The 14,665-nt window shown below is 38.1% G+C and carries 11 protein-coding genes; all 11 read right to left on the bottom strand.

Annotated features, from left to right (window positions below; all coding sequences use genetic code 11):
* Positions 1 to 514: 514 nt before the first annotated feature.
* Positions 515 to 778, bottom strand: coding sequence for a hypothetical protein (locus OCV53_RS04505; RefSeq protein WP_044924068.1), 264 nt, complete (start codon positions 776 to 778; stop codon positions 515 to 517).
* 154 nt (positions 779 to 932) lie between these two features.
* Positions 933 to 1,325 carry a hypothetical protein gene (locus OCV53_RS04500; RefSeq protein WP_055196714.1) on the bottom strand — a complete coding sequence of 131 codons (393 nt, stop codon included), beginning with the start codon at positions 1,323 to 1,325 and terminating at the stop codon, positions 933 to 935.
* Positions 1,326 to 1,676: 351 nt separating this feature from the next.
* Positions 1,677 to 2,429, bottom strand: a complete 753-nt coding sequence (gene pflA, locus OCV53_RS04495) for a pyruvate formate-lyase-activating protein (protein ID WP_055196713.1) — start codon at positions 2,427 to 2,429, stop codon at positions 1,677 to 1,679.
* 22 nt (positions 2,430 to 2,451) lie between these two features.
* On the bottom strand, positions 2,452 to 4,704 hold the full coding sequence (gene pflB / locus OCV53_RS04490) for a formate C-acetyltransferase (RefSeq protein ID WP_055196712.1): 2,253 nt from the start codon (positions 4,702 to 4,704) through the stop codon (positions 2,452 to 2,454).
* 297 nt (positions 4,705 to 5,001) lie between these two features.
* A complete protein-coding gene (locus tag OCV53_RS04485) occupies positions 5,002 to 6,180 on the bottom strand; it encodes a phosphoribosylaminoimidazolecarboxamide formyltransferase (RefSeq protein WP_055196711.1) in 1,179 nt (392 codons plus the stop codon).
* A gap of 32 nt (positions 6,181 to 6,212) precedes the next feature.
* Entirely contained in the window at positions 6,213 to 6,926 is a 714-nt protein-coding gene (locus OCV53_RS04480; RefSeq protein WP_055196710.1) for an IMP cyclohydrolase, read from the bottom strand.
* A gap of 273 nt (positions 6,927 to 7,199) precedes the next feature.
* A complete protein-coding gene (locus tag OCV53_RS04475) occupies positions 7,200 to 8,414 on the bottom strand; it encodes an LL-diaminopimelate aminotransferase (RefSeq protein ID WP_008391995.1) in 1,215 nt (404 codons plus the stop codon).
* Positions 8,415 to 8,423: 9 nt separating this feature from the next.
* Positions 8,424 to 8,987 carry an ANTAR domain-containing response regulator gene (locus OCV53_RS04470; protein ID WP_242852113.1) on the bottom strand — a complete coding sequence of 188 codons (564 nt, stop codon included), beginning with the start codon at positions 8,985 to 8,987 and terminating at the stop codon, positions 8,424 to 8,426.
* A gap of 26 nt (positions 8,988 to 9,013) precedes the next feature.
* The gene (gene glnA, locus OCV53_RS04465; protein WP_055196708.1) at positions 9,014 to 10,345 is read right to left on the bottom strand and encodes a type I glutamate--ammonia ligase; all 1,332 of its coding nucleotides are present in this window, start codon (positions 10,343 to 10,345) and stop codon (positions 9,014 to 9,016) included.
* Between the two features lie 23 nt (positions 10,346 to 10,368).
* Positions 10,369 to 13,569, bottom strand: coding sequence for a carbamoyl-phosphate synthase large subunit (gene carB / locus OCV53_RS04460; protein ID WP_055196707.1), 3,201 nt, complete (start codon positions 13,567 to 13,569; stop codon positions 10,369 to 10,371).
* Positions 13,562 to 14,641, bottom strand: a complete 1,080-nt coding sequence (locus OCV53_RS04455; protein WP_055196706.1) for a carbamoyl phosphate synthase small subunit — start codon at positions 14,639 to 14,641, stop codon at positions 13,562 to 13,564. Before OCV53_RS04455 ends, carB begins: the two co-directional genes overlap by 8 nt.
* Between the last annotated feature and the right edge of the window lie 24 nt (positions 14,642 to 14,665).

The following is a 14,665-nucleotide window of genomic DNA, read 5'->3' as shown; positions in this document are numbered from 1 at the left end:
AAAATTTGACTCATAACCCTCATAACTATTGATTAATCTTATATCAGTTTTTTGTGTTTACACAAAACTTGAAACAGTCTCTATCATAACAATCAAATAGTTCCCGTCCACAACACGCGTTTTATTCATCATTTTTGACCGATCGCTGATTCGCCGACATTCCTTGTATAACTCGCTTATGGAAGTCCAAAATGACTTCCATATCGCTCAGACAATACACCATGTCGGCTGCGAATCGGTCAAAAATAATGATAAAACGCTAATCGTTGTGGACGGGAACTATTTGATTGTTATGATATCTTACATACTTGAAGTTTATTGGAAAGAACTATTGAATAATAAGATGTGTTGGTTATATCACAACTGTTTCCCTAAAACTAATACTGTCCTCTTTAATGTATTATTTTATGAATCACATTTTTTACTATTTTAAATATAGCTGTATATAGTACCACTCCAATAACTACTGTGATAAGTTGTATAATTAGATCTGGTATTAACATTTCTTTCCCCTCTATTTCGCTTCTTCTGCTTCCCAGATAATGATGTTTTTCTCATCTTTACCGGAGTGTTCTTTTTTTAGTTCTCTGACCTGTTGTTTTGTCACTTTTCCTTTGGCTTTGTCTTTGATCGTTACGCCTTGGTATTTGTTTGTTGTGACTGTGTCTTCTTTCTGCTTGGCGGAGTTGGTTTTGTTTTGTCCGTAAGTTGTGCCTGCGCTGTATAGTGCAGCTGTTAGGCATACCCCTGCAAGTAGTATTGATAATTTCTTTTTCATGTGTTATTCTCCTTAATGTTTTATTTTGTGTATATGTCAGTATATACATATTTTTTGCGAAATATCAATACTCTTATATTACAATTTTATACTATATAATCATCCATAAATACATTCTAATTCACAAAAATCTGTGATATAAATTAATAAAAGTTTATTTTACTTTCTTATCTATACTATATTTCAAATATTTACTCGGAATTGAAAATATAATATTTTCTTCTTTTAATTTTGTATTTGTACCTTTGGTTGTTGGTCCTGTATATTTTGTACTCTTTGTATATTTTGCGGTCATGCTTGAAGCTAATCCTTGTGTAATAGACCCTACTTCAAGTGCTACCCCACTTTCTATTTTGTATTTAGAACTTTTCGTAATTTCTTTTGTCAATACTACCGTTTCACCTTTTGTAACACTAAGTACGAATTTATCCCCAGATTTTGGACTATATTCTTTTCCATATTTTTGAGCACTTCCATTTTTCACATATGTAGTAATTCCTCTTGTTTGCATTGAATCATCAACTGGCGTTTCTACTTTCTCCGTCATAAATTCTTTATCTGATATGATCTTAACACTTCCATTTCCATCTTTATCATCAAGAATTCTTTCAATATCATTCTCATTATTTTTTTCCAGCTACATCTTTACTAATATCAAGTTTTGGTGATTTTTCATCTATATTTGTCTGCCCAAAAACTGATAATCCACTTGTAACCTTCGCATATCCATTTTTATTGACTCATACATATTCAACACGCTTAAAAAGCCAAATAAAAAATCCGACCCAAGGAAGTCTGGTCAGATTTTCTAGCTTTGTTATGTTTTGTTTTTGTTTTATGTTGGTTAGTCTTAACTAACTGTTATTATAATATCCTATCTTGGATGATTTGTCTACCTTTATTTTTGAGAAGTTTTCTCGATACCAAGAATCTTTTCTGCCTTTGCTACGGCTTCTTCACTTGGTGGCTGTACCCCTTCTAACGGATACTTAATTCCTAATTTTTTCCATTTAAAGAGTCCAAGTGTATGGTATGGCAAGATTTCTACTCTCTTGACTGTCTTTAGTCCATCGATGAAGTGTTTTAAGTCTGCTAGTCCTTCTTCATCGTCTGTTAGGTCTGGGACAAGCACATGACGGATCCACAGATCTACTCCTAGGTCTGAGACTTCCTGTGCCATTGCTAAAATATTGCTGTTTGGACAGCCTGTCAATTTCTTGTGTTTTTTCTCGTCCATTTCTTTTAAGTCTAAGATGACAAGGTCGGTGTATTTCATTAATTCTAACCATTTTGTATGGAATGATTCTTCTTTTGTATATGGATTGGCAGAGGTATCCACGGCTGTGTGAATTCCTTCTTGTTTTGCCAGTTTAAAAAATTCAATTAAAAAGTCGATCTGTAAGAGAGGTTCTCCACCACTAACTGTGATCCCTCCATCTTTTCCCCAGTACATGCGGTAACGCAAAGCCCTCTTTAAGAGGGCTTCAGGCTGCCAGTCTTCACCGCAGTTTTCCTGCCAGGTCTCCGGATTATGGCAATATTGGCATCTCATCCGGCAGCCCTGCATGAAAGCGATAAACCGCACACCGGGACCATCCACAAGACCAAAAGTCTCGATGGAATGGATTTTTCCGGTTATTTTTTCATTCATAATTCTTTTCCACTAATTCAAATTACATTGTTTTATGACATGTTCTGGAAATAACGTCCATCTGCTGTTCTCTTGTTAAGTCGATGAATTTCACTGCATATCCAGATACACGGATCGTGAAGTTTGCATATTCTTCTTTTTCAGGATGTTCCATCGCATCGATCAGTTTCTCTTTACCGAATACGTTTACATTTAAGTGATGCGCTCCCTGATCAAAGTATCCATCCATGACATTTACAAGGTTATTGATTCTTTCCCCATCTTCATGTCCTAAAGCATCTGGGTTGATCGTCTGTGTATTAGAAATACCATCTAATGCCCATTCGTATGGAATCTTAGCTACAGAGTTTAAGGATGCTAATAATCCGTTCTGCTCTGCACCATAACTTGGGTTCGCTCCTGGTGCTAATGGTTCTCCTGCTTTTCTACCATCTGGCATTGTTCCTGTTGCTTTTCCGTATACAACGTTAGATGTGATCGTCAGGATAGATGTTGTAGGTTCAGAGTTACGATATGTGTGATGTTTTTTGATCTTTGCTAAGAATGTTCTTAACAGCCATACTGCGATATCATCTGCTCTGTCATCATCGTTTCCGTATTTAGGGAACTCTCCGTCGATTTCGTAATCAACAACTAATCCTTCTTCATCACGGATTGCTTTAACTTTTGCGTATTTGATGGCGCTTAAAGAATCAACTGCATGAGAGAATCCCGCGATTCCTGTTGCGAATGTTCTTTCAAGTTCTGTATCCATTAATGCTAATTCCGCTGCTTCATAGTAATATTTGTCATGCATATACTGGATTAAGTTTAATGTATTTACATAAAGGTCTACTAACCAATCCATCATAACGTCATATTTCTGCATAACTTCATCATAATCTAAGTATTCAGACATGATAGGTTTGTAGGCTGGTCCTACCTGCTGTTTTGTCTTACAGTCTACACCACCATTGATCGCATATAATAAGCATTTTGCAAGGTTTGCTCTTGCTCCGAAGAACTGCATTTCTTTACCAGTCTTAGTCGCAGATACACAGCAGCAGATTGCATAGTCATCTCCCCATACTGGTTTCATGACATCATCATTTTCGTACTGGATAGAGCTTGTACGGATAGAAATATCAGCTGCATATTTCTTGAAATTCTCTGGAAGTGCAGAAGAATATAATACAGTGATGTTTGGCTCTGGTGATGGTCCCATGTTCTCTAATGTATGCAAGAAACGGAAGTCTGTCTTTGTAACCATAGAACGTCCATCTACACCGATACCAGCAAGATCAAGTGTTGCCCATACTGGGTCTCCTGAGAATAACTGGTTGTAAGAAGGAATTCTTGCGAATTTAACCATTCTGAATTTCATTGTTAAATGGTCGATCATTTCCTGTGCTTCTTCTTCTGTGATGATTCCTTTGTCAAGGTCACGCTGAATATAGATATCAAGGAATGTAGAAACACGTCCGATACTCATAGCAGCTCCATTCTGAGTTTTGATCGCTGCTAAATATCCAAAGTACATCCACTGAATTGCTTCTTTTGCAGTTTTAGCCGGTCTTGAAATGTCAAATCCATAAATCTGAGCCATTTCCTTCATGCCTTTTAATGCTTTTTTCTGTTCTGCTAATTCTTCACGAAGACGGATCACATCATCTGTCATAACACCGCATCCGCAGTTTGCAAAATCATTTTCTTTTTCTTCTAATAAGTAGTCGATTCCGTATAAAGCAACACGACGGTAGTCACCTACAATACGACCACGTCCATAAGTATCTGGAAGACCTGTGATGATCTTGTTATGTCTTGCTTTTTTCATTTCTGGTGTATAAGCATCAAAAACAGCTGTGTTATGAGTCTTTGAATATTTTGTAAAGATTTCATGTAATCTTTCACTTGGTTCATAACCATAGTTACGACAAGATTCTTCTGCCATTTTGATACCACCATATGGCATAAATGCACGTTTTAATGGTTTGTCTGTCTGAAGACCAACGATCTGTTCTAAATCTTTTGTTTCTTCACTAATATAACCAGGTCCGTGAGAAGTTAAAGAAGATACGATGTCTGTATCCATATCAAGAACTCCGCCTTTTTTTCGTTCTTCTTTCTGAAGTCCCTGTAAGATACCCCATAATTTATCTGTTGCTTCTGTAGGTCCTGCAAGGAAGCTTGCATCTCCATCATAAGGTGTGTAGTTTTCCTGGATGAAATCTCTTGTATTGATTTCTTCCTTCCACATTCTACCTTTAAAACCTTCCCATTCTTCAAACTGTTTCATTTTGAAAACTCCTCCATTTCTTGGATCAAAATAATTTCTATTACATTTATAAGTTAGCCTAATCTAACTACTTTTATTATAACAAAATTTAGATTGAATACAATATACCTATCCGATAAATTTTCTCGTTAAATAAATAACAAGTCTTATTTTCGGTACTTTTTTCGTACATGTATCCTATTTTTCTTTGGTAATCTGATTGAAATTTTCTTTGAGATATCATACTGGCAGCAGTCATGAAACCGTGGCTCCTGCCAGTATCTTGTTAATTGATATGTTTTTATGTCTTTTGAAATTCTAGTGATGGAATAATCTGATTCCTGTAAATGCCATTGCCATGTTGTATTTGTTACAGCAGTCAATAACGGCCTCATCTCTGACTGATCCACCTGGCTGTGCGATGTATTTTACTCCACTCTTATGTGCTCTCTCGATATTATCAAAGAATGGGAAAAATGCATCAGATCCTAAGGTAACATCTGTTAATTTGTCTAACCATGCTCTCTTCTCTTCTTTTGTGAACACTTCTGGTTTCTCAGTAAAGATATTTTCCCATGCTCCGTCTGCTAAGACATCCATGTATTCGTCTCCGATATAAAGATCGATCGCATTATCTCTGTCTGCACGGCGGATCTTTTCTTTAAATGGCAGATTCATAACTTTTGGACACTGTCTTAACCACCAGTTGTCTGCTTTCTGTCCAGCAAGTCTTGTACAATGTACACGAGACTGCTGTCCTGCTCCAATTCCAATTGCCTGTCCATCTTTTACAAAGCATACAGAATTAGACTGTGTATACTTTAATACGATCAGAGAAATCTTCATATCGATCAATGCTTCTTCAGGAATGTTTTTATTCTCTGTCACAATATTAGATAATAATTCATCATCAATTGGAAGTTCCTGTCTTCCCTGTTCAAATGTAACACCAAAGACCTGTTTATGCTCTAATGGTGCTGGTGTATAGTTCTCATCGATCTTAATGATGTTATAGTTTCCGTTTTTCTTTGCTTTTAAGATTTCCAGTGCTTCATCTGTATATCCTGGTGCGATCACTCCGTCAGATACTTCTCTCTTGATCAGACGTGCTGTATCTGCATCACATACATCAGATAAAGAAATAAAGTCACCGAATGAAGACATACGATCTGCACCTCTTGCTCTGGCATATGCACATGCTAATGGAGATAAATCTCCCATATCGTCTACCCAGTAGATCTTCTTTAAGGTATCAGACATTGGACGTCCTACAGATGCTCCCGCAGGTGATACGTGTTTGAAAGAAGTTGCAGCAGGAAGTCCTGTTGCTTTCTTTAATTCTCTTACCAGCTGCCATCCATTAAATGCATCCAAAAAGTTGATGTACCCTGGTCTTCCGTTTAATACTTCGATTGGAAGCTCACTTCCGTCTGCCATATAGATTCTTGATGGTTTCTGGTTTGGATTACATCCGTACTTTAATTCTAATTCCTTCATTTTTCTTCTCCTTTGATCTGCTGATTGACTGATTATTTGTTCTTATTTACGATTCTTGTCTCATATTCCCCTGTTGCAATATCAATATAACGTACAAATAGAGATACTTTGTTGTCTTCATTTAAGCTGTTCCAAAGTGTGTTTGTGAAATCATCGATATCTTCTTCGATTCCAACAAATTTAGGTTCTCCCTCGAAGCTTGGAAGTGGATTTCCATCATGCATATATGTATGGATAAAACGTCCTTCTCCTGCGATCGGATTCTCATATGTATATGTGTATCGGTTACAGGATTCTGGATTTCCATTATCACTCTTTAAAATGGACATTGCATAGTGGAATGTTCCGTCTGCAATCTTCATAAGACCTGAGATTCTTGGTGTATAGTTTGGTCCGTCTGGTTCAAACTCACGGCTTCTTAAAGACTGCTCAAAAGTAAGTCCTTTTTCTCTTCCTTCATAAACAGTGTCTGTCTGATCTCCATTCGTAACGATCGTTTCGTCCCCAAGAACACGGACAGGTGCATAGATGATAAGGCTTGGATCTTCTAACTTCGCTGGATCAAATGCCTGTGTGCGGATTCCTTCTCCATCTTCTACAAAAACACGGTTACGACTGTTCTCACTGCGTCCCATGATAAAGTATGCAGTCACCGCTTTCTTTCCATCTTTGGATCTTCCAATAACGATTCCACGTCCTGGATAAGCATTTTCCTTTAATTCCTGAGCAAGAGCTAACTTCTTCATTGGTCTTAAATCTCCTTTTTTGAAAATCTTAATTTATATTTCTTCTATTGTATATAAAAAATGGATTTAATACAAGAAAAATCTCATAATTACAAAATAAAGGACAGGTTTACCGAAATTTTAATTAAGCCTATCCTTTATTTCTATCACTTTTTACATGAACTTTCTTTTTCTACCTTATGATTTATTATAGCCTAAACAAAAAAAGAATGGAACACCCTATTCCTGATATCCCATTCTTTTCTAAATCGCATATTTAATTTAATAATTAAATTACATTCTCTTGATTCGTTCGATCGCTTCAACTGTATTCTCATAGTTACCAAACGCTGTAAGTCGGAAGTATCCTTCTCCGCTTGGTCCGAATCCTGATCCTGGTGTTCCAACGACGTTGGCATCTTCTAACAGATGATCGAAGAATTCCCAAGATGTCATGTTGTCTGGTGTCTTTAACCAGATGTATGGTGCATTGACACCACCAGATACTGTGTATCCTGCATCCTGTAATCCGTTAAAGATTACTTTTGCATTGTTCATGTAGTATCCAACCTGTTCTTTTAACTGAGCTTTTCCGGCTTCAGAGTAAACTGCTTCTCCAGCTCTCTGTACGATGTATGGAGCTCCGTTATATTTTGTTCCGTGACGTCTTGCCCATAACGCATGTAACTGTGTATCTCCACATTTTAAATCTTTAGGGATAACAGTATATCCTAAACGAACTCCTGTAAATCCTGCGTTCTTAGAGAAACTCTTTAATTCGATCGCACATGTTCTTGCACCTTCACATTCATAAATTGTGTGTGCAACGTTATCTTCTGAGATATATGCTTCGTATGCTGCATCATAAATGATCACGCATCCGTTTTTGTTTGCATAGTCTACCCATCCCTGTAACTGGTCTTTTGTGATTGTTGATCCAGTTGGATTGTTAGGGAAGCAAAGGTAAATGATATCTGGTACTTCGCTTGGGAAATCTGGTGCGAAGTTATTCTCTGCTGTACATGGCATGTAGATAACATCACTCCATGTTTCTGTTGCTTTATCATATGTTCCGGCTCTTCCTGCCATAACGTTTGTATCTACATATACTGGGTATACAGGGTCACATACGGCAATCTTGTTATCCTGTGCAAAGATTTCCTGAATATTTCCAGAATCACATTTTGCTCCATCACTTACAAAGATTTCATCTGCTTTGATATCTGCTCCACGATCCTGATAATCATTCTTTGCGATTGCATTTCTTAAAAATTCATATCCAAGGTCTGGTGCGTATCCGTGAAATGTTTCTGCATGTCCCATTTCATCTACTGCTTTGTGTAAAGAGTCAATGATCGCTGGTGCCAGAGGCTGTGTTACGTCTCCAATTCCTAAACGAATAATATTTTTGTCAGGGTTTGCCTCAGAATATGCATTCACTTTTTTCGCAATTGTTGAAAATAAGTAGCTTCCAGGCAGTTTCAAGTAATTGTCGTTAATTTTAAACATAAATTCCTCCTAGTTATGATATATTAATGATTCTTTGATCATTTTTGCCATTTCGATAAGTCCCACACCACTGTTCATACTTCGCTGCTGTATATATGTGTGGGCTTCACTTTCTGTGATCTGATTGTTCTGCATCAGTAATTCTTTGACTTCATCAAGCAGACGGATTTCTTCTCTGGTACGTTGTTTCGGCCGTTGTTTCCTTCGTCTTTGCTTCTCAGAAATTTCGGTAACGATCTCTCTCGTTTTCTCGACAAGTTCATGCCCCTTAAGAGGCATCGGAAGTCCTGTCACGTTCGAATACACACAGTCATCTAAATATTGGCGAGAAGCGATCAACAGCATCTTTATCTCTCCTGAGAGGTATTCTCTTAACTCGCTGTAGATCATATCTGAGCATTTGTATCCGCAGACGACAAGCCCTTCCTCAACACCTTCCATACGTTGAACTACCTGTGCACCCGTTGCACACACAGCGGTTACTTCAAAACCGCTTCTTACCAGAAGATTTCTGATACTTCTGGCGACTTCTGTTTTCGGGAATAAAACGATGACGTTTACCAAGCTTCTCACCTCCCGTATCAAGTATCTGTCAATCATTAGATCTTATATAAATAACGATCGACTTCCCATTGTGATACGAACTGTTGGTAAGATTCCCATTCAGAACTCTTAGCTTCCACATATTTATTAAAGATATGATCTCCTAAGAGTTCTTTCATATAAGTGCTTTGTTTGAAAATCTCAAGAGCTTCTTTCATGTCTCTTGGCAGTGTATTGATTCCTGCTTTTTGTTTTTCTCCCTCAGCCATCTCATACTGATTCTTCATGGAACCCTTTCCAGGGGTTAATTTGCGCTTGATCCCATCTAATCCTGCTGCAAGGCTGACTGCCAGTGCAAGGTAAGGATTGGCTGCAGAATCAGGACTACGAAATTCAAGTCTTGTTCCGCTTCCACGGGCTGCCGGTACTCGAATGAGCGGGCTTCTGTTTGACGGTGACCATGAAACATCAACCGGTGCCTCATATCCTGGTACGATTCTCTTATAAGAGTTGACCAGTGGATTTGTGATCAGACACATCTCATTTGCATGTTCCATGACTCCTGCCATAAAATAGAAAGCTTCATCACTGATCCCAAGTTCATTCTTAGAATCAGCGAAAATGTTCTTTCCATTCTTCCATAAGGACATGTTAAGATGCATTCCAGAACCATCCACTCCTGTAATTGGTTTCGGCATAAAACTTGCATAAAGTCCATGTCTTTTGGCAATATATTTTACGATAAATTTAAATGTGAGGATGTTATCGGCCGTTCTTAAGGCATTGTCGTACTTAAAGTCGATCTCATGCTGTGCAGGTGCAACTTCATGATGAGATGCCTCGATCTCAAATCCCATATCCTCAAGATTCAAGATCATATCTCTTCTGGCACTTTCTCCAAGGTCTAATGGAGCTACATCAAAATATCCGGCTTTCTCATGAGAAACCGTCGTTGGGCGGCCTTCTTCATCTGTGTGGAATAAGAAAAATTCACATTCCGGACCGACGTTAAATTTATACCCCATCTTCTGGCACTCAACCATCACACGTTTTAGTACATTTCTTGGATCCCCTTCAAATGGGAGTCCATCCTGACCATATACATCACAGATCAGTCTTGCCACACGGTTTCCTCCCGCATTCCACGGGAAGATCGCAAAGCTGTCAAGATCTGGATATAAATACATATCAGATTCTTCAATGCGGACAAATCCATCAACACTGGATCCATCAAATGTACACTTGTTATCTAATGCTTTCTCAAGCTGTCTTGCGGTGATCGCGACGTTCTTCATTGTTCCGAACAAGTCAGAAAACTGTAGTCTGATAAATTCTACATCGTTTTCTCTGACGAGGTCTATCACATCTTGTTTTGTGTATCGACCCATAACATCACTCCTTCTTACTTCTATTAAATCTGTGCGATATCAACTACGCTGAGCTGATCTCTGTTTCCTGTTTCCAAACTAGTCAGCAGAGCATCTGCCGTATCAAGACTTGTAAGGCATGTTACTCCTGTTTCGATCGCGTAACGGCGGATCAGGAATCCATCTTTGCTTCGACCTACACCCTGTGATGGTGTATCAATGACTAAATCAATTTTATCATCTAAAATGAGATCTAGCAAGTTTGGAGATGGTTCTTCTAATTTATTGATTGGTTTTGCATGAACTCCAGCTTCATTTAAGACTCTGCATGTGCTCTTTGTTGAGAAGATCTCATATCCTAACGCTTCAAATCTATGTCCGATATCGATCGCATCGATCTTATCAGAATCCTTGACTGTTAAGATCATCTTCTTATATTTTGGAAGATTGACTCCAGCTCCTAAGAACGCTTTATATAATGCTTCATGGAAGTTCTTAGAAATACCTAAGCACTCACCTGTAGATTTCATTTCAGGTCCAAGGCTAATCTCTGCTCCTCTTAATTTTTCAAATGAGAAGACAGGTTTCTTCACTGCATAGTATTCAGATTCTTTCTGAAGTCCTGGTTCATATCCAAGATCTCTGATCTTTGCCCCTGTGATCACTTTCGCTGCTAATGCTACGATCGGAATACCTGTTACTTTACTGATATAAGGTACAGTACGGCTAGATCTTGGGTTTACTTCGATGACATATACTTCATCATCTGCTACGATAAACTGAATGTTGATCAGTCCGATAACGTGTAATGATTTTGCAAGTTTTCTTGTATATTCTGCGATGATTCGTTTAATCCTATCTGTTAAATTAATAGATGGATATACGGAAATGCTGTCTCCTGAATGGATTCCGGCACGTTCCACATGTTCCATGATTCCTGGGATCAGAATATCTGTTCCATCACAAACAGCATCAACTTCGACTTCTTTACCAACCAGATATTTATCAATCAAGATTGGATGTTCCTGCTCGTAACGGTTGATAACTTCCATAAATGCTGTAATATCTTCATCAGATACCGCAATCTGCATTCCCTGTCCACCAAGTACATAAGAAGGTCTTACAAGCACTGGATATCCAAGTTCATGTGCAACTTTGATTGCTTCTTCGCATGTAAAGACTGTTGTTCCTTTTGGTCTTGGGATACAGCATTCTTCTAAGATCTCGTCAAATAATTCTCTATCTTCAGCTGCATCTACATTTTCAGCACTTGTTCCAAGGATTGGTACTCCCATCTTCATCAGTGCTTCTGTTAATTTGATCGCTGTCTGTCCACCGAACTGTACGACTGCACCGTCTGGTTTCTCAAGATCTACGATACTTTCTACATCTTCTGCTGTTAATGGTTCAAAATAAAGTTTATCAGCGACATCAAAGTCTGTAGAAACTGTTTCAGGGTTGTTGTTTACGATGATTGTCTCGTATCCTTCTTTGCTTAATGCCCATACACTGTGTACAGAACAGAAGTCGAATTCGATACCCTGTCCGATACGGATTGGTCCAGAACCAAGTACCATGACTTTTTTCTTTCCTGATGTTTCTTCGACTTCATTTTCTCCGTCATAGCAAGAATAGTAGTAAGGTGTTGCTGCATCAAACTCAGCTGCACATGTATCTACCATCTTGTAAGATGCATGAATATTATATTCATTTCTTAATTCTTTGATCTCACGTTCTGTCTTACCTGTTAAGCTTCCGATCACTTTATCTGGGAATTCTAAACGTTTTGCTTCCTGTAATAAAGCTTTATCTAATGTATCGGCTTGTGCTAATTTCTTTTCCATCTCAACTAAGACTGCGATCTTATCTAAGAACCAGCGGTCAATCTTTGTGATGTTAAAAATCGTATCATAGTCAAATCCACGACGAATTGCTTCTGCAATCACATAGATACGAAGGTCGTCGATCTTTTCAAGTTCTTTTAATAATTCATCATCTGTTAATTTATCGTAATCACCGAAAATTAAGCTGTCTACATGCTGCTCTAAGGAACGGATGGCTTTCATTAACGCCCCTTCAAAGTTTGTTCCGATACTCATAACTTCTCCAGTTGCTTTCATCTGAGTTGTCAGAGTACGTTTTGCATGAATAAATTTATCAAATGGAAGTCTTGGCATTTTCACTACACAATAGTCAAGCATTGGCTCAAAACTTGCATACGTTTTCTTTGTTACCGCATTTTCGATTTCATCTAATGTATATCCAATCGCGATCTTGGCTGTTACTTTCGCGATTGGGTATCCTGTTGCTTTGGAAGCTAACGCTGAAGAACGGCTTACTCGAGGGTTTACCTCGATAACACAATATTCAAAGCTGTCTGGATTTAATGCATACTGTACGTTACATCCACCATGAACATCTAATTCTGTGATGATATTTAATGCAGATGTACGAAGCATCTGGTATTCTTTATCTCCTAATGTCTGAGATGGAGCAACTACGATACTGTCTCCTGTATGAACACCAACTGGGTCGATGTTTTCCATGTTACAGATTGTAATACATGTTCCATTTTCGTCACGCATTACTTCGTATTCGACTTCTTTCCATCCACCGATATAACGTTCTACTAATACTTCCCCTACACGGCTTAAACGAAGACCATTTTCAAGGATTGTCTCTAATTCTTCCTGATTGTGGGCGATTCCTCCACCACTTCCTCCAAGTGTATATGCTGGACGAAGTACGGCTGGATATCCGATCACTTTGGCGAATTCTACTCCATCTTCTACAGTTTTAACAACCTGTCCTGCTGCGATCGGTTCTCCGATCTTTTCCATTGTCTGCTGGAATTCCAGGCGGTCTTCTGCTTTCTTAATTGTTGATGGAGATGTACCGATCAGTTTCACTCCAGATTTTTCAAGATATCCGCTTTCTACTAATTCCATTGCAAGGTTTAAAGCTGCCTGTCCACCAAGTGTTGGAAGGATACTGTCCGGTTTTTCTTTTTCGATGATCTTTTCAATGACAGGAGCTGTTAATGGCTCGATATATACTTTATCGGCAATATCTTTATCTGTCATGATTGTTGCAGGGTTTGAGTTTACTAAAACTACTTCCACTCCTTCTTCCTGAAGTGCTCTACAAGCCTGTGTTCCTGCATAGTCAAATTCTGCTGCCTGTCCAATAACGATTGGTCCTGACCCGATTACAAGTACTTTCTTTATATCTTCTCTCTTAGGCATTTTTTGCTCCTTTCATTCTATCCATAAATTCATCAAATAAATAATTGGTATCCTGTGGTCCAGGACATGCTTCTGGATGGAACTGAACTGTTCGAATATTTTTATTTTTATAGTCTAATCCTTCGATTGTTTTATCATTTACATTGATAAAGGAAACTTCTGCAACATCTGGATCGATTGTTTCTTCTTTGATCACATATCCGTGGTTCTGAGAAGAAATGTAAACACGTCCGCTCTTTAAATCTTTGACCGGATGATTTCCTCCACGATGTCCCCAACGCATTTTTTCTGTGTCTGCACCTGTTGCAAGTGCCATTAACTGATGTCCTAAACAAATTGCAAAAATTGGTACTTCACTGTCATATAACTTCTTGATCTCTTTGATGATCTCTACACATTCTTTTGGATCTCCAGGTCCGTTTGATAACATAATTCCATCTGGATCATCTCCTAAGATTTCTTCCGCTGTTGTATCTGCAGGATAAACTGTAACGTCACATCCACGTTTTTGTAAAGAACGGATAATATTATTTTTTGTTCCAAGATCTAATAATGCAACTTTAAATCCATCTCCAGGAAAATGTTCTTTTTCTGTTCTTGAAACAGTTTTTACTGCATTTGTCACTCTGTATTCTTTTAATTTTGGAAGGATTTCATCTAAATTAAAATTAGGATTTGTAGTGATCATTCCACCCATGCATCCGTGCTCTCTTAAGATCTTTGTGATTGCTCTTGTGTCAACACCACAAACACCTGGGATATCATGTTCTTTTAGATAATCTTCTAAGTCTTCTTCCCTTCGGAAGTTACTTGAAGTTCTTGAGATTTCTCTTACGATAAAGGCTGAATGCCAAGGTTTTTCAGATTCGATGTCCTCTAGACATACTCCATAGTTTCCAATCAGTGGATAAGTCATTACGACTCCCTGTCCCTGATAGGAAGGGTCTGTTAATACTTCTAAATAACCTGTCATGGAAGTATTAAATACGACTTCACAGATCACTTCTTTTTGGGCTCCAAAACTTTTTCCCTCAAATACGTGTCCGTCTTCCAATATCAAAAATGCGTTCATGTAATTTTTCCTCCTAAAAAGTCT

Origin of the sequence: Anaerostipes amylophilus, assembly GCF_025567365.1 — a bacterium.
Classification (GTDB): Bacteria; Bacillota; Clostridia; order Lachnospirales; family Lachnospiraceae; genus Anaerostipes; species Anaerostipes amylophilus.
The sequence above is the reverse complement of the archived record's forward strand: the minus strand, read 5'-3'. Positions and strand labels throughout refer to the sequence as shown.

Bases quoted from the DNA above. Each gene is read 5' to 3' on its own strand.
- OCV53_RS04505 (WP_044924068.1), bottom strand. From the start codon at position 778: ATGAAAAAGAAATTATCAATACTACTTGCAGGGGTATGCCTAACAGCT.
- pflB (WP_055196712.1), bottom strand. From the start codon at position 4,704: ATGAAACAGTTTGAAGAATGGGAAGGTTTTAAAGGTAGAATGTGGAAG.
- OCV53_RS04455 (WP_055196706.1), bottom strand. From the start codon at position 14,641: ATGAACGCATTTTTGATATTGGAAGACGGACACGTATTTGAGGGAAAA.
- OCV53_RS04485 (WP_055196711.1), bottom strand. From the start codon at position 6,180: ATGAAGGAATTAGAATTAAAGTACGGATGTAATCCAAACCAGAAACCA.
- OCV53_RS04475 (WP_008391995.1), bottom strand. From the start codon at position 8,414: ATGTTTAAAATTAACGACAATTACTTGAAACTGCCTGGAAGCTACTTA.
- pflA (WP_055196713.1), bottom strand. From the start codon at position 2,429: ATGAATGAAAAAATAACCGGAAAAATCCATTCCATCGAGACTTTTGGT.
- OCV53_RS04480 (WP_055196710.1), bottom strand. From the start codon at position 6,926: ATGAAGAAGTTAGCTCTTGCTCAGGAATTAAAGGAAAATGCTTATCCA.
- OCV53_RS04500 (WP_055196714.1), bottom strand. From the start codon at position 1,325: ATGACGGAGAAAGTAGAAACGCCAGTTGATGATTCAATGCAAACAAGA.
- glnA (WP_055196708.1), bottom strand. From the start codon at position 10,345: ATGGGTCGATACACAAAACAAGATGTGATAGACCTCGTCAGAGAAAAC.
- carB (WP_055196707.1), bottom strand. From the start codon at position 13,569: ATGCCTAAGAGAGAAGATATAAAGAAAGTACTTGTAATCGGGTCAGGA.